This window comes from Exiguobacterium sp. Helios (assembly GCF_014524545.1).
Lineage (GTDB): Bacteria > Bacillota > Bacilli > Exiguobacteriales > Exiguobacteriaceae > Exiguobacterium_A.
In genome coordinates this window covers 1,068,695-1,083,896 of sequence record NZ_CP053557.1, presented here as the reverse complement: position 1 = coordinate 1,083,896, position 15,202 = coordinate 1,068,695, and the positions used below count along the sequence as shown (strand labels likewise).

General features: G+C 45.8%; 16 protein-coding genes. 4 read left to right on the top strand and 12 right to left on the bottom strand.

The genetic code is table 11. The annotated features are described in order from the left end of the window. The first annotated feature begins 43 nt into the window (after nucleotides 1–43). The gene (locus HNY42_RS05575; RefSeq protein ID WP_165871660.1) at nucleotides 44–205 is read left to right on the top strand and encodes a hypothetical protein; all 162 of its coding nucleotides are present in this window, start codon (nucleotides 44–46) and stop codon (nucleotides 203–205) included. A 68-nt stretch (nucleotides 206–273) separates the two neighbouring features. Here HNY42_RS05575 and HNY42_RS05570 read toward each other — a convergent pair whose 3' ends face one another. Further along, nucleotides 274–1,266 (bottom strand): NADP-dependent oxidoreductase, encoded by a 993-nt coding sequence (locus HNY42_RS05570; RefSeq protein ID WP_131503938.1) that lies wholly within the window; start codon nucleotides 1,264–1,266, stop codon nucleotides 274–276. A gap of 191 nt (nucleotides 1,267–1,457) precedes the next feature. On the opposite strand from HNY42_RS05570, the gene HNY42_RS05565 reads away from it, so the two are divergent. Further along, nucleotides 1,458–2,519 (top strand): PTS sugar transporter subunit IIC, encoded by a 1,062-nt coding sequence (locus tag HNY42_RS05565; protein WP_188005231.1) that lies wholly within the window; start codon nucleotides 1,458–1,460, stop codon nucleotides 2,517–2,519. Nucleotides 2,520–2,568: 49 nt separating this feature from the next. On the opposite strand, the gene HNY42_RS05560 is transcribed toward HNY42_RS05565, so the two are convergent. The 3 genes from HNY42_RS05560 to HNY42_RS05550 all read right to left on the bottom strand — a co-directional run bounded on the left by HNY42_RS05560 (nucleotide 2,569) and on the right by HNY42_RS05550 (nucleotide 4,371). Beyond that, a complete protein-coding gene (locus tag HNY42_RS05560) occupies nucleotides 2,569–3,195 on the bottom strand; it encodes an HAD family hydrolase (RefSeq protein WP_188005230.1) in 627 nt (208 codons plus the stop codon). 12 nt (nucleotides 3,196–3,207) lie between these two features. Continuing rightward, nucleotides 3,208–3,792 carry a DedA family protein gene (locus HNY42_RS05555; protein WP_131973218.1) on the bottom strand — a complete coding sequence of 195 codons (585 nt, stop codon included), beginning with the start codon at nucleotides 3,790–3,792 and terminating at the stop codon, nucleotides 3,208–3,210. A 144-nt stretch (nucleotides 3,793–3,936) separates the two neighbouring features. Beyond that, nucleotides 3,937–4,371, bottom strand: coding sequence for a YkvA family protein (locus tag HNY42_RS05550; protein WP_026829007.1), 435 nt, complete (start codon nucleotides 4,369–4,371; stop codon nucleotides 3,937–3,939). Between the two features lie 168 nt (nucleotides 4,372–4,539). Between HNY42_RS05550 and HNY42_RS05545 the strand changes: the two genes are divergently transcribed. Beyond that, nucleotides 4,540–5,289 (top strand): SDR family NAD(P)-dependent oxidoreductase, encoded by a 750-nt coding sequence (locus HNY42_RS05545; RefSeq protein WP_131973219.1) that lies wholly within the window; start codon nucleotides 4,540–4,542, stop codon nucleotides 5,287–5,289. Between the two features lie 320 nt (nucleotides 5,290–5,609). Then, nucleotides 5,610–6,866 carry a murein hydrolase activator EnvC family protein gene (locus tag HNY42_RS05540; RefSeq protein ID WP_188005229.1) on the top strand — a complete coding sequence of 419 codons (1,257 nt, stop codon included), beginning with the start codon at nucleotides 5,610–5,612 and terminating at the stop codon, nucleotides 6,864–6,866. A 65-nt stretch (nucleotides 6,867–6,931) separates the two neighbouring features. Here the strand turns inward: HNY42_RS05540 and HNY42_RS05535 are convergent, their stop codons facing one another. From HNY42_RS05535 to HNY42_RS05500, 8 genes are all read right to left on the bottom strand, one after another. Beyond that, a complete protein-coding gene (locus HNY42_RS05535; RefSeq protein WP_188005228.1) occupies nucleotides 6,932–8,581 on the bottom strand; it encodes a methyl-accepting chemotaxis protein in 1,650 nt (549 codons plus the stop codon). Then, complete coding sequence (locus HNY42_RS05530; RefSeq protein ID WP_131973222.1) at nucleotides 8,578–9,555, bottom strand: BMP family lipoprotein; 978 nt, start codon at nucleotides 9,553–9,555, stop codon at nucleotides 8,578–8,580. Before HNY42_RS05530 ends, HNY42_RS05535 begins: the two co-directional genes overlap by 4 nt. 156 nt (nucleotides 9,556–9,711) lie before the next feature. After that, nucleotides 9,712–10,377, bottom strand: a complete 666-nt coding sequence (deoC, locus tag HNY42_RS05525) for a deoxyribose-phosphate aldolase (RefSeq protein ID WP_026829012.1) — start codon at nucleotides 10,375–10,377, stop codon at nucleotides 9,712–9,714. A 76-nt stretch (nucleotides 10,378–10,453) separates the two neighbouring features. Next, nucleotides 10,454–11,338 carry an EamA family transporter RarD gene (gene rarD, locus HNY42_RS05520; protein WP_131503934.1) on the bottom strand — a complete coding sequence of 295 codons (885 nt, stop codon included), beginning with the start codon at nucleotides 11,336–11,338 and terminating at the stop codon, nucleotides 10,454–10,456. Between the two features lie 22 nt (nucleotides 11,339–11,360). Then, a complete protein-coding gene (gene rarD, locus HNY42_RS05515; protein ID WP_188005227.1) occupies nucleotides 11,361–12,236 on the bottom strand; it encodes an EamA family transporter RarD in 876 nt (291 codons plus the stop codon). Nucleotides 12,237–12,294: 58 nt separating this feature from the next. Continuing rightward, entirely contained in the window at nucleotides 12,295–12,990 is a 696-nt protein-coding gene (rluF, locus tag HNY42_RS05510) for a 23S rRNA pseudouridine(2604) synthase RluF (RefSeq protein WP_188005226.1), read from the bottom strand. Nucleotides 12,991–13,115: 125 nt separating this feature from the next. Beyond that, nucleotides 13,116–14,450: a tRNA (N(6)-L-threonylcarbamoyladenosine(37)-C(2))-methylthiotransferase MtaB gene (gene mtaB / locus HNY42_RS05505; protein WP_188005225.1), complete on the bottom strand. Its 1,335-nt coding sequence runs from the start codon at nucleotides 14,448–14,450 to the stop codon at nucleotides 13,116–13,118. A gap of 5 nt (nucleotides 14,451–14,455) precedes the next feature. Next, nucleotides 14,456–15,202 (bottom strand): 16S rRNA (uracil(1498)-N(3))-methyltransferase, encoded by a 747-nt coding sequence (locus tag HNY42_RS05500; RefSeq protein ID WP_131973225.1) that lies wholly within the window; start codon nucleotides 15,200–15,202, stop codon nucleotides 14,456–14,458.

The window sequence follows — 15,202 nt, the reverse complement described above, 5'->3', positions numbered from 1 at the left end:
AATGTAAAAGAAAAGTATTGATGATAAGGGAGATGACAGAATCATGACGGATAAAAAACAAGACTTGCCAAACAAAACAGCAGATGTCGGTTTACACCCGGATCCGGAACCCGCGGAAACATCTGATCCCGGTATCAAACCGGCTGAAACACAGCATCCGGATCCAGACTTGGAAGAATTAAAAAAAGATCCCGCTGATCAATAAATAGGATTTTCCATAAAAAAAGGTTTTGCTCTCCCATAAAGGAAAGCAAAACCTTTTTTGACGTCTTCTTATAACTTGACCAACAATTTTCCTGTATTCGAACCATCAAACAGTCCGAGAAACGCATCCGGCACTTGATCAAACCCTTCAAAAATCGTTTCTTCATACTTTAATTCACCATTATTGACCCATTGCCCCAGCTGTTCCGCTGCCTCTTTAAAACGTTTTCCGTAATCTCCGACTAAGAAACCTTGCATCCGGGCACGGGCGATGATCAGTTTGGATTGCACACGTGGCCCAATATCTTCTTTTTCATTGTAACCGGAAATTGCTCCACAGACCGGGATACGGGCAAATGGATTTAAGCGGTTGAGTACTGCATCACCGATTTCCCCGCCGACATTTTCAAAATAGACATCGACGCCGTCCGGACAGGTCCGATCGAGTGCTTCTCCGATTTGCTCCGTTTTGTAATTGATGACTTCATCAAATCCGAGTTCTTCTTTGAGATACTGAATTTTTTCATCACTTCCCGCAATACCGACGACCCGTGCACCTTTGATTTTAGCAATTTGTCCGACAATCGAGCCGACTGCTCCGGCTGCTGCCGAGACGACAACCGTTTCACCGGGCTGTGGATTCCCGATATCCAGTAATCCGAAATAAGCCGTCATACCAGTCATCCCAAGTACACCAAGTGCCGTTGAGACAGGTGCCAATGATGCATCAATTTTACGGACTTGTTTGGCGTCCACGACTAATTTTGTTGCCCAATCAAGCATTCCGACGACGATGTCGCCGACTTCGAGTGTATCCGCTTTTGATTCGATGACACGTGCGACTACGCCTCCTTGAATCGGTGCATCCAGTTCGAATGGCTGAGAGTAAGAGCGGGAATCGTTCATTCGTCCCCGCATGTATGGATCAACTGAGATATAAAGCGTCTCTAACAGGATTTGATCCGTTTGCAACTCATTCAGTTCAATCTTTTCGTACCGGAACGTCTCCCGTGTCGGACGTCCGTCCGGTCTGTTGGCTAATACGATTTGTTGTTCTGACATAACTGTTCCCTCCCCGATTTTTACTCTTTCACTCTAGCAGTCCTATCCTGTGAGTGCGAATACTTTGCCTTTATTTTTTTCAGAAAATTCCATTTTTACCTTGACGTGCTACAGAGACTTTCGTATGATTAAACACAATCCATCGCTTTTATACTGTTATGCACAAAAGTGATACATAAGGAGTGATTTTTATGAAGGCAACTTCGAAAAGGTTTGACCGCCAATTCGGAATCCATGTGTTAAACGGTCTTAGTATCGGGATTTTAGTTGCACTTATCCCCGGAGCCTTACTTGGCGAACTCGCCAAAGCCTTGCTTCCGTACTTTTCTCCCGCCCAACATATCATCGACTCTACCGCGCTTGCGATGCGTTTGTTACCGATGGTGATTGGTGTCGCCGTAGCGATGCAGTTTAAGACGTCGCCCATCGAGACTACATCGATTGGTCTCGCGACTGTCGTTGGATCAGGTGTCGCCAGCCGGACCGATACAGCAGGTTACTTATTCGTCGGCACGGGGGATGTCATCAATGCCGGACTAACGGCTGCCATTGCAACGGCTCTCGTTATGTGGATCGGCAATCGGTTTAAAACGTATACTGTCCTCGTCATTCCGACTTTAATTATTGTCGGAGCAGGCGGAATCGGTGTCCTGACCTATCCTTATGTCACAAAAATCACTGCCAGTATCGGTCAGTTGATTACTCATTTTACGGTCCTTCAACCTGTGTTGATGGGCATCACGTTAGCCGTCATCTTCTCTGTCCTGATTGTCTCTCCGTTGTCGACCGTCGGAATCGCAACTGCAATCAGCTTATCCGGTGTTGCCGCCGGTGCTGCCAACTTAGGTGTCTGTGCCGCCGGTTTCGGACTTGCGATTGCCGGTTGGCAAGCCAATTCACGGGGTACTTCTATTGCTCATTTTTTAGGATCTCCTAAAATCCAGATGGCAAATTTCATCCGAAACCCTATCATGATTTTACCTGTCATGTGCAGTGCAGCAGTTCTCGGCGGACTGGCTGGTGTTCTTGGGATTCAAGGAACCCCGTTCAGTGCCGGTTTCGGCATGTCAGGCCTGATCGGACCGATCAATGCGTTACATTTAATAACCGGCGGTTGGACATGGGGCAATATCTCGGTTGTCTTCGGACTCTTCATCATTTTACCGATTCTTCTTTGTCTCTTATTCCACCACTTATTCCGTCGTTTCCGTCCATGGACAAATCATGAACAATACCGGCTCGATTTTGATTGATACAAAAAAGAAGCGACGCTGTCAGCATCGCTTCTTTTTTGTATCTTTATTACACGTATTTCAATACGTCCATCGGTGTCTCTAACTGATAATCAGCCGAATTCCACTCCTGTTCCGTTCCGAAACCGAACCGGCAAATCGCAACGGGCATCTGTTGGATCCGTGCTGCTTCGACATCCGATGAACGGTCTCCCACCATCAAATATTCGACCGCTCCGAATTCATCTCGATGGGCTGCTAGAATATCGGCTTTTTGTTTCCCTTGAACCGACTCCAGACATTTCGGACTTGTGAAATACGAGCGAATGTTTTGACTGTCGAGCACTAGATTCAAATAGTGAACGCCACAATTGCTTGCTGTCGAAACGATGTGTCCATGTTTGGTTAACGTTTCTAACGTCTCACGAATCCCGTCAAACAAAACATCCTGTCCCGCCATCGTCTGTTCTAGATGATGGTGACGTTTTTTTCGAATCGCGCGAATATCTTCTTCTGAAGCATCCGGAATCGCTTTTCTCCAAAAAGCATTCCCTGCCAAACCATAACTGGACTGCACACTCTCTTTTGATGGTTTGACAAGATGCGGCATATCTTCCATCGCCAGATGAATTGCCTCCGTCATTTGATTGGTTGAATCAATCAATGTTCCGTCGATATCAAATAAAATCACTGCCATATGAACACTCCTCTATTTTTTTAAAGCGTTTTGTTTTTTCATAAGCGTTTTCTTCCGGAAATAGACATATCCGGCTCCGAATACGAATAACCCGATGAACCAAGGTGTATAGTGATGGAGTTCATGATGCCGTCCCATCATACCATGCCCCAGTTTTTTCCCGCCCCAAATGAAAAAGACTGACCAGGCAAAAAAGGAGATTGTCGTGGCAACTGTGAACGTCCACCGTGAAACACCTGTTAATCCGGCCCCGATGGCAAATCCCATCCGCCACATCGGCGACAACAACAGGATAAAACGGCCGCGTGTGTCCATTTGACGTTGAAACTGATTCATCTTCGTTTCAGAAATCCGAAACCATTTAAATACACGGGCAAGCAGACGGTCACTTCCGAGCCGACCAATCGTAAAAAAGATGTTTTGACTAATCACGAAACTGAGTACTGCGACGATCAACATGATAATGAGATTAAATTGCGTCGTATGTACCAGGTAGCCCGCATAAGCTAACGGTACTTCACTCGGTAAAAATGGAAACATTAACGTCAACATCATTCCGAAATAGCCATACGATTCAATCCACGAATGCCAAGCCATGATTCCCCCCCTTTCACTGGATTTTTCTTCTAACTCCAGTGTAACGAACTTTTGAGGTAGCGTACAGAAATCGTGTTCGGTTTCACGGCTAAAAACCCCGTCGCTGACTCCATGTCAGCGGCAGGGTAGGATCAATCCATCCGATTAATACGCATCTTCACTTTGAAGCGGTTGTGTGCTTGCTTTTTGTTGCTCATCTTGCCAGTCACTAAAACGTGTCAATTCTTCAAACACTGTTTTTGTCACGAACAGAACGATGGCGATATCATCCGCAAAACCAAATCCAAGTACAAAATCAGGGACCAGGTCAATCGGAGAAACGAGATAGATCAAAGCACCGATGACTTTCAAAATCGTCGTCCGGCGAATATTTCGATATTCTCCTGATTGGTAAGAGCGAACCATGTCGACAAATAAGCGGACCGGCGAGAACACAACTGATAAACTTGAGTTTTTATTTATTTTATCAATTGCTCGTTTCAGCATCGAATTCGTTTTTTTAGGTTGATTGATGTACGCTTTAGCTTCATCTGCATATTTTTCTTGTTCTGTTTCGAGCTTTTGATTTGATAAATCCATCAAAAATCCCCCATTCAACATAATAGTAGCGTTAGCTACCTTTTATGTTCCCTAATGCCTATCTGGATAATCCTTTCTTCAAGGATCCAGTATGTTTTAATCGATTCATTTTCGGCTATCTGATTATAGCAGTCTACCCAACTACACATTCCCCAGGAGGAATTTACAATGAATCATATCAATCATACTGTCATCATCACAGGTGCCGCCAATGGCATTGGAGCAACACTTGCCAAGACTTATGCCAAGGAAGGCGCATCAGTCATTCTTGCCGACATTGATCAAATGACGGGTGATGACCTGGCAGCAGAAATCGAAGCCGACGGCGGAACCGCTTATTTTTATCATTTGGATGTTCAAGATGAACAAGACGTCAACCTATTGATTGATAAAGCCATCGAACATACCGGTCGAGTTGATATCCTGATTAACAATGCCGGCATCATGGTTCGTAAACCGTTACTTGAATTATCGATCGATGAATGGGACCGTGTTCAACATACCAATCTGCGGAGCATCTTTTTAACGACAAAAGCCGCCGCCCCTTATCTGAAGAAAAACCCGGCCGGTGGACGGATTGTCAATTTGGCCTCCACCCGTGCCTTTATGTCCGAGCCGGATACGGAATCTTACGCGGCTACTAAAGGCGGGATTGTAGCACTGACGCATGCTTTGGCCGTTTCTTTAGGACCCGACCGGATTTTGGTCAACGCCATTGCTCCCGGATGGATTGAAACCGGAAATTATCATGAACTTTCACCAGAAGATCATAGTCAGCACCCGGCCGGACGAGTCGGAAAACCTGAAGATGTCGCCCGGGCTGCTCTGTTTTTGACGAATCCTGATAACGACTTCCTGACGGGAGAAACATTGGTTCTCGACGGCGGAATGACACGAAAAATGATTTACGAAGAATAAAGCAAAACTAATTTTTATAACCTTTTTGTTGATGCATCAAACGCTTCTTTTTTCACTTCTTCTTAATATTACAAAAACATATCACGCCTTTTTTAAAAGTGAATCCTGGTATTCACTTTTTTTATTTTTTCTTCTTTCCTGTTTTGCCAACAGTTTTCTCTTTCTTTTGAAAAAATTCAAAAAATGATTTACAAAAAGGAATGTTACTCCCTGATAATTTCCATATAATATTTTTAATGAAACTGTAACGGAGACTTGACCAATTTCTTGTTAGAGTAGAACAGGTAACATTTTAAAAAATGTATCTGATTAAGGAAGGAATGATTGATTCAATTATGAAATCATCTTTAAAACAAACACTCGGTCTGTCCCTCATGACGATGACATTACTCTTCAGTCCACTTGCCCATCCGGTCGGAGCAGCAAGTTCTTATAAAGAAAAACAGCAGCAAAACCAGCAACAACAGTCAAAGCAAAAGCAGGCACTCTCAAAAAAGACAGCTCAATTGTCAAAAGCCCAGCAAAAAGTCTATGCCCTTGATCAACAAATCAATGGTTTGACATTGCAGGTCGTTGAAAATCAACAAAAAATTGATCGCAATCGTAAACAGATCAAACGATTGGAACAAAAAATTGATGCCTTGCGCGAAAAGATCAACAAGCAGGAAAAAATGTTAGGAGACCGGTTAGCAGTCCGCCAGTCGAAAGCAGATGAGGATCCGCTTCTCGAAGCCGTTTTCGGTGCCAAGGATGTCGGCGATATGATCAGCCGGTTTAATGCCTTTAATACGATTGCTGAAAGCGATGCTTCTTTATTAAAAGATTACGAACACAACAAACATCAATTGGCACTTGCTCAAAAAGAATTGAAGCAAACCCGTGTCGATTTGATTGATGATCGCACGCTTCTAAAAAAGAAACAACGTGAATTAACGGCAGAAAAAATCAAACGAACAACGTTGCTGAAACGCTTGAAGACAGAAAAACGTTCCATCGAAACGAACATCTTGAGCCTAAAAGATGCAGCCGCTCAATTGAAGGCACAAGAAGCTGCAGCCCGTTCAGCTGCCCGAGCTGCACGACTAGCAGAAAAACAAGCAGCCGCGCAATCGGCGCAACCTGCTTCTGTTACAAAAGCAAGTACAAAAGTCCTCTCCAAAGCAACTGGAAAGTTCATTAAACCGGCTGCCGGTTCCATTTCACAAGGAATGGGTGCTGCCAGCGGAAGTAACGGCTATGCGTATCATAACGGGATTGATTTTGCAGGTCCACTGAATTCGCCAGTCGTTGCTTCTGCGAGTGGAACTGTCATTTTGGCAAGCTCAGGCGGTCCTTACGGTAACCACGTGTATCTGTCGCACAGCATCGGCGGAAAAACGTACACGACCGTTTATGCGCACATGAATTCCCTGACCGTCAAACAAGGTCAACAGGTGAAACAAGGACAACAAATCGGTAACCTTGGAAGTACCGGAAATTCAACCGGTCCCCACCTTCATTTTGAGATTCATGACGGCGGTTATCAATACAATGCCAATGGCCGGACAAACGAACTGAATCCAAGTGACTTCTTTTAACTGTTGATGCAAAATCCCTCACCGGAATAACTCCGATGAGGGATTTTTTGATGTTTCTTTTTGAATTACAGTTTGAACTGGCTGGTTTGTTGATCGAGTGAAGTCGTCGTTTGTTCCAGTTCCAGCATCAACTGATGGATTTGTTCAAATGATGCTTGTTGGTCACGCATCGACGCTGCGACCTCTTCGTTCCCCGCAGCCAATTCTTCCATCACGCCACTGACTGAACTGACCTGATTGACCACTTGATTGGCCTGGTCTTTCGATTGAAGCAGCTGCGTTGTCATGAACTGAACAGCTTCCGTTACATCCGTCACATGTCCCCGGGTTTCTTCGAATGCTGCTGTCACCTCTGCAAAGTTTTGAACTTGGTGTGCTTGTTCTTTTTCAGATTGAAGTAACGCTTCCTGCAAAATTGCTCCGTCTGCCCGAATTGAACGAACCAAAGAGAAAATAGAGCGGGTTGCTTGATGTGTTTCATCCGCCAGCTTTTTCACTTCACTCGCAACGACAGCAAACCCGCGTCCCGCCTCTCCTGCCCGTGCTGCTTCGATTGCAGCATTTAACGATAGTAAATTCGTTTGTGCCGAGACACTTGAGACAAGTTGTGCCATCTGTTCGATTTGCTGTGTTTGTTGTAAGAATCCAGCCAACTTGCGACCGAGTTCCTGATTTTGGAGAGTAGCCGTCGCCAGTGATTCCGCTTGTTCCTGCATGATGGTGGCACTTTTCCCCATCGTCGTATCGGCGAGCTGCCCTTGACTCAATGCCTGTTGCGCCCGTTGTTCACTTTGTTCGAACAATGTACTCATATCCGTGATCGTACTGACGGTCGTTTGTAAGTCATCTGAGACGGTTTGCGTACCACTGGCCATTTCATTGATGGCATGTGTCATGTTTCCAGATACTTCAACGATATTGGCATTTTCAGCTGTCGCCTGTTCGCTCATCTGATTAATGGTCGTCGACGTTTGGCTAATCGTTCCAATGACGCCATGCAATGTCCCTTGCATTTGGGCGATTGCTGACTCAAGACGGCCAATTTCATCCGTCCGTCCTGACACCTGGAGTTGTTGTGAGACATCCCCTTGTGAAATCTGTTCCGCTGTTTTAACGACCCGGCTGATTGGACGGGTGATGCTCCGAGCAAAGTACCAATTGTAGAGTGCTAATGCAATCAAAAGGATGAATGTCGCGATTAAAACTGAACGCGTCAGATTCAACGTTTTGTCTTTCGCTTCTTGTTGCAGTACATCGTAAAATTCACCGTTCTTCGTATGTAACGTGTATAAATCGCTTAATACCCCTTCCACCTGGGCTGCATGGGAACGGATCGCGATTGGATTGAGCTCATTTAATAATGTCGTCCGTTTCTCTGCTAAGACCGTATACTTCATTTTGGCACGATTCAAATCGGGTTTAAACCGATCAATCAAATAAGTTTTTTGTAATGAATCAACAGCTTTTTCATTTTTTTCACTTAAGGCAAGTGCCTGTTCTTTTTGGTTTTCTGACGGCTGGCTTGCTAACCGGTTCCAGGCTGCCTGCTCATACAGTAACTTGGTCTCCAGTTCTGAAATCTCGACTAATTGTTTTCCATAATCCTCATTGTAGGACTGGATTTGCCGTAGCTCGAATAATGTCCAACCCATCAGGGCGACGACACTGACAATCGTCACGAGCGTCGAAATTAAAAATCGTTTTCGTAACGTCATTGGACCTTCACCTTGCCTTCCAGTATTTCTTGTTTCAATTGTTCGAGTCGTTGCAGTTCTTTTGCTGTAAAGTTGGCATTACGAATCGGTGCTAATTGAATGGCTCCATCTTTGACCCCTAACACGATTTGACCGGATTGAAGACCCGATGCCTTAACGCTGTCGCCAATTTTCGTAATCGCAAGATCGACCTGTTTTAACATCGACGTCATGACTGCGTCCGGTGCAATTGCCGTTTGATCACTGTCGACACCAATGGCCTTATTTCCTTTTTCTTCTGCCGCTTCCAGAACACCACTTCCGGTAAGCCCTGCCGCCGCATATAAAACATCCGCCTCTTTTTTCATTTGAGCGTTTGCCAGTTCCCGTCCTTTGTCCGGCGCAGCAAAGTCTTCCGCATAATCAACGAGGACACGGATGTCCGGATTAATCGCTGTTGCACCGGCCCGGTAACCTTTTTCAAACTTTTCAATGAGCGGTGATTTCATACCGCCGATGAAACCAATCGTTTCACTGTCGGACTGAATCGCTGCCGCTGCTCCCGCCAGATAACTGCCTTCATCCTCTTTAAATGTGACGGATAATACATTCGGTAGTTCCGACACGGCATCAATCAGTGCAAACTGCTGTTTTGGGTACTGTTTGGCGACTTTCTCCAGGTCTGCCTGTCCCATGAAACCGAGACCGACGACAACGGTCGGCTGTTGTTTGGCTAATGTGGCAAATGCCGCTTCATATGACTTTGTTTCACTTAATTCTCTATAATCAATGAACCAGTCTTCTTTTTCACGCAGTAAGGACATGCCGCTCATCGCTGCATCACTGAACGATTGATCTCCTAATCCGACATCGGATAAAACGACTGCCATTTTTCGACGCTCCTTCACTGCTTGTTGCGGATCATCGATGATACTTCCACAACCTGCCAGACCGATTGTCAATACTAGTACGGACAAACTGAATCGTTTTGACATATTTCCACTTCCCTTCACTGTTCTACAATTGATTATCGGAAAGGTTGTCTGACTTCTTAACCTAAAAATCAAATTCAGAATTATCCCAAAATAAAAAAGCATGTCCTGTTCACAACCAAAGTTGTAGAACAGAACATGCTCGATAATCACTTTAAATTAATAATCACTGTCTGAAGAACCGCCTGTGACGATGGCGATTCCGGCAGAAGCACCGATGCGTGTGGCGCCAGCATCGATCATTGCTTTTGCTCCTTCGAAATCACGAACGCCGCCTGAAGCTTTGACACCAATGTCAGGTCCAACCGTTTCGCGCATAAGACGGATATCTTCCACCGTTGCGCCGCCTGTCGAGAAGCCAGTTGATGTCTTGACGAAATCTGCACCTGCTTTAACGGATAACTCAGCAGCTGTTTTAATTTCTTCTTTTGTTAAAAGACAGTTTTCGAAGATGACTTTGACGAGTGTACCGTTCGCTGCTTCAACAACCGCACGGATGTCGCGTTCAACAAGTGAAAGATCGCCGTCTTTCAATGCGCCGATATTTAAGACCATATCGATTTCTGTTGCACCGTTTTTGATAGCATCTTGCGTTTCGAATGCTTTTACTTCTGGTGTGTTTGCACCAAGTGGGAAGCCGATGACTGTACAGACTTTAACTGCGTCATCTGATTTCAAAAGTTCTGCCGCGAGTGCTACGTTTGTCGGATTGACACAGACACTTGCAAATTTGTATTCGAGTGCTTCCTTACAAAGTGTTTCGATTTGAGCACGTGACGTTTCTGCTTTTAAAGCGGTATGGTCAATCATTCCTGCTAAATTCATGATTCATTTCCTCCTTAAGGATATCCCTTAGACTCTGTTTTCATTCTATCACGCAAGAGGTCAGACTTCTATCTTTTTACGCGACTTTTCGTAACTGTTTTTTCCGAATCAATAAACCATTCAAGGTAAAGACCAGGGCAGCCGACCAAATGAATGTAAACGCAATCAAGTGCGTTCTCGTAAAGGGTTCATCGTACAGGAGAACACCGATGGCAAGCGACAATGTCGGAGCAACAAATTGCAGAAAACCGACGACCGTAAACGGAATCCGCTGCGCTCCAAATCCGAACAATAATAACGGAACAGCGGTAATGATACCTGTCAAAAAGAGTCCGATCATCACAAAGGGAGACGACGTAAATGTCTCTTGTCCACTGATACCCATGTATCCTAAGAACAGGATGGCAATCGGTAACGGAGCCAGTGTTTCAATCGTCAAACTGACCGTTGACTCAAGCGGCCGTTGTTTTTTGACGACACCGTAAAAACCAAAGCTGAAGGCCAACGCCAGCGAAATCCAAGGAAACTTCCCATAACCGATCGTCAGAATCAAGACGCCGATCGTCGCAAGGAGAATCGCGAGCCATTCAATCCGTGACAGTTTCTCCCGGAAAAAGAACACCCCGAAAACGATGCTGACGATCGGATTGATGTAATACCCAAGCGATGCTTCGACAATAAAATTATGATTGACCGCCCAGATGTAGATGAACCAGTTCATGCTGATGATCAGTCCGTTCAGGAAAAAAAGACGACGGGTGAACGGGTTTTTCAATGCCCCCGTAAACTTCGGCAATGCTTTTTGAAGGGATAATAATAACAGTAAGAAAATAAACGACCAGACGATTCGGTGGGCTAATATCTCTTCACTCGAGACGGTCGCAAGTAATTTCCAGTAAATCGGCAACAAACCCCAAATGATATAGGCGGATAATGTTGCGATAAAACCTGATTTATTCATGAATAATTTCCTCTTTTCTCAATCACGATACTTTTTTCATTTTCATTCGTCCGCTTGATATCCCACTGATTGTAAAGACAGCGACGGCCAGCCAAATGAACAGGAACGCGATGAAGTGAATCGGTGTAAAGACGTCATTGAATAAAAAGACTCCGAGAATCAAGGTCAAGGTCGGAGCGATATATTGTAAAATCCCGACATAGACGAACGGGATTTTCGGCATTCCGTATCCAAACAACATCAATTGAATCGCCGTTGCCACTCCTAACATGACGATCGCGAACAAAGCTTCCGTCGGCAAGGCGAGCGGATTCGCTCCCGTTAAACCAAGCGTCAATACGGCAAACGGTAGCGTCACGAGTGTTTCAAGAAACAGACCGGATAACGGTTCTGCCGCTGCCTTCTTTTTCAGAACACCGTAAAAGGCAAATGAGATGGCGAGTGAAAACGCAATGATCGGAAACTTTCCGTACCCGAACGTTAGAATCAGGACACCCGTGACAGCACTGACAATCGCTAGTAACTGGGTCCGGTTCAGACGTTCACTGAAAAATAATAAGCCGAACAAGACACTGACGAGTGGATTAATATAATAGCCGAGTGACGACTCGACGAGATACCCTTCGCCGATTGCGTATAAATACAAGGTCCAGTTTCCCCCAAGGACGAGTCCTGCCGCTAAAACGGTATTCCGTTGACGTTTGCTTCGCCAAAGTTGCTTGACGTGCTTAAACTTCCCTGTCAGTCGCAGTAACAACGTGACAAAAATAAAAGCACTGATGATGCGAATCGAGACGACCGTCCAGGCCGGTATTTGATCCGCAAACAGTTTGTAGATCGGTAACAATCCTCCAATCACATAGGCGACGAACGTCGCACTCATTCCCCGTTTATCCACGATGAACCCCCTTCAATGTATACAAGTAAAGCCGCCATCATCATGGCGACTTTTCAGCTTATTGTTGATCGAGAATCTGGAACAATGTCTTCATTTCCGACTCCGTCAAATCACGCCATTCCCCGATTGGTAAATCACCGAGTTCGACGTTCATGATTCGGACGCGCTGCAGGCGTTTGACACGATAACCGAACTCTTTACACATACGGCGAATTTGTCGGTTCAATCCTTGTGTCAAAACGATTCGGAACGTCCGCGACTCGAGCTGTTCGACGACACATTCCTTCGTCGTCGTTCCCAGAATCTCGACGCCGCTTGCCATTCCTTCGATAAATGTTTCCGTAATCGGTGCATCGACCGTCACGATATACTCTTTATCGTGATTGTTTTCTGCCCGTAAAATCCGGTTGACGATATCTCCGTCATTCGTCAGGATAATCAATCCGTCCGAGTCTTTATCGAGTCGTCCGATCGGAAAAATCCGTTTCGGATGATTGACGAAATCAATGATATTACCTTCAATGTCACGTTCCGTCGTACATGTGATGCCGACCGGTTTGTTTAAAATCAAATACTCGAGTTCCGGCTTTGCTTGAAGCGGATGTCCGTCAATTTCGACGGCGTCCGTTTTTTCGACCTGCGAGCCGAGCTCAGCTACATTTCCGTTAATTGTCACACGTCCGGCATCGATGAGCTTATCTGCTGCCCGGCGGGAACAAAATCCTGTTTCACTAATAAATTTATTGATTCGCATAAGTGGATGTCCTCTTTCTCTTTTGTAATCTTTACTCAGTGTAGCGTATCCGTTACCTGAAAACAAAATAATTTATTGGCAGGAAAACAAAATTCGCCTTCCTGTAATCAGAAGGCGAATTCCTTTTAGATGGCTTGCTCTTTTAACGTCTCCATGACGCGAACGAATTGCCCATCGTTCATCGGGTAACCTGCTTTTATGATTTTGACGCGAACGAGTTGACCAATCAATGATTCGTCTCCTTCGATGGCGACACGTAAGTAATTATCCGTATAACCGACGAGACGGCCACCTGCTTCTTCCGAAAATTCTTCCGGAATGATTTCAAGCAGTTCTCCTTCATACTTCGATGCATATTCTTTTGCCAGCTGATCCGACAAGGCAATCAAGCGGGCGACACGTTGTTCTTTGATTTGCTCCTCGACCTGATCATCCATCATCGCAGCCGGTGTCCCCGTACGTTTTGAATACGGGAAAACATGCAATTCACTAAACTTATGGTCGTTGATGAAGTTAAACGTCTCCATGAACTCATCTTCCGTCTCTCCCGGGAAACCGACGATAACATCTGATGTAATTGCACAATCCGGCAAGACTTCTTTTAAGCGGGTAATCCGTTCACCGAACTCCGCCATCGTGTATTTCCGGCGCATCCGGCGTAACACGGTATCTGATGCCGATTGAATCGGAACATGGAGATGCCGGACGACGATCGGTGACTCTTTGAGGACGTCTAATACTTCATCCGTGATTTGGCTCGCTTCAATCGACGAAATCCGAAGCCGTTCGAGACCTGTCACGGATTCCAAAGCTTTTAACAATTTCGCCAAGTTGTAGTCTTTGAGATCTTCCCCGTAACCGCCTGTATGAATGCCGGTCAGGACAATTTCTTTGTATCCTGCGTCGACAAGCTGTTGCGCCTGCTTCAGGACATCTTCCGGTTGACGCGAACGCATCAGACCGCGTGCCCAGGGAATGATACAGAACGTGCAGAAGTTGTTGCATCCTTCTTGAATCTTCAAGGAAGCCCGTGTCCGGTCAGTAAAAGCCGGCACGTCGAGTTCTTCGTAGATTTTCGCTTTCATGATGTTACCGACGGCATTGATCGGCATCCGTTCTTCCCGGAACTGTTCGATATAACCAATCATCTTATGACGGTCCTGTGTTCCGACGACGACATCGACTCCTGGAATCGCCATGATTTCAGCCGGTGACGTCTGCGCATAACACCCGGTGACACAGATGACGCTGTCCGGATTTTGACGGATGGCCCGTCGAATGACTTGCCGGCTCTTTTTATCACCCGTATTCGTTACTGTACATGTATTGACGACGTAGACGTCGGCATGATCTGCAAAGTCGACACGTCCATATCCCGCATCCTTGAACAGTTGCCAGACGGCTTCTGTCTCGTAATGATTGACTTTACAACCAAGCGTTTGAAAGGCTACCGTTGCCATTTCACTCACCCTTTCAATTCAAAATGATACGATACGGCGGACAGGACATAGAGTGGTGCCGTTTCCGTCCGTAAAATCCGTCGTCCGAGGGATGCCGGCACGAAACCGCCAGCGGTTAAACGCGATACTTCTGTTTCCGTCAGTCCACCTTCCGGACCAATCACAACCAATAAGGAGTCCCCGGACTGAAGCCGGGACAGCGTAGAAGCGAAAGCTGCCGTCTCCCCTTCTTTCGCCGATTCTTCATAAGCGATCAAACACGCCGTATAATCAGCAGCACGTTGTAGGACTTCATCATACGTCACATACTCAATCGTCGGCAAGTGTGCCCGGTAGGATTGTTCCGCTGCTTCTTTACTGATTTTTTGTAGGCGTTCCAGCTTTTTCGGGATTTTTTTCGCATCCCATTTCGAGACCGAACGGGCCGATTCGAACACAAGCAGACGGCTGATCCCAAGCTCCGTCGCTTTTTGGGCAACGAGTTCGACTTTATCCCCTTTTGGTAAGGCATAAGCAATCGTCACGTGAATTGGAAGTTCCGTCTCAATCGGCAATTCTTCAAGCATTTCTGCGACGGCAGTTTGCTTATCAAGTTGCTCGAGTCGGCAACGGAACAGTCCTGTGCCGTCTAACACTAAAATCTCATCCCCGACATCCATCCGCATGACATTTTTCATATGATGCGCGTCATCTTTGGGCAGTGTAAAGGTATTTCCCGCACGTGCGGTCTGTTCGACGAAATATCGTTGCAT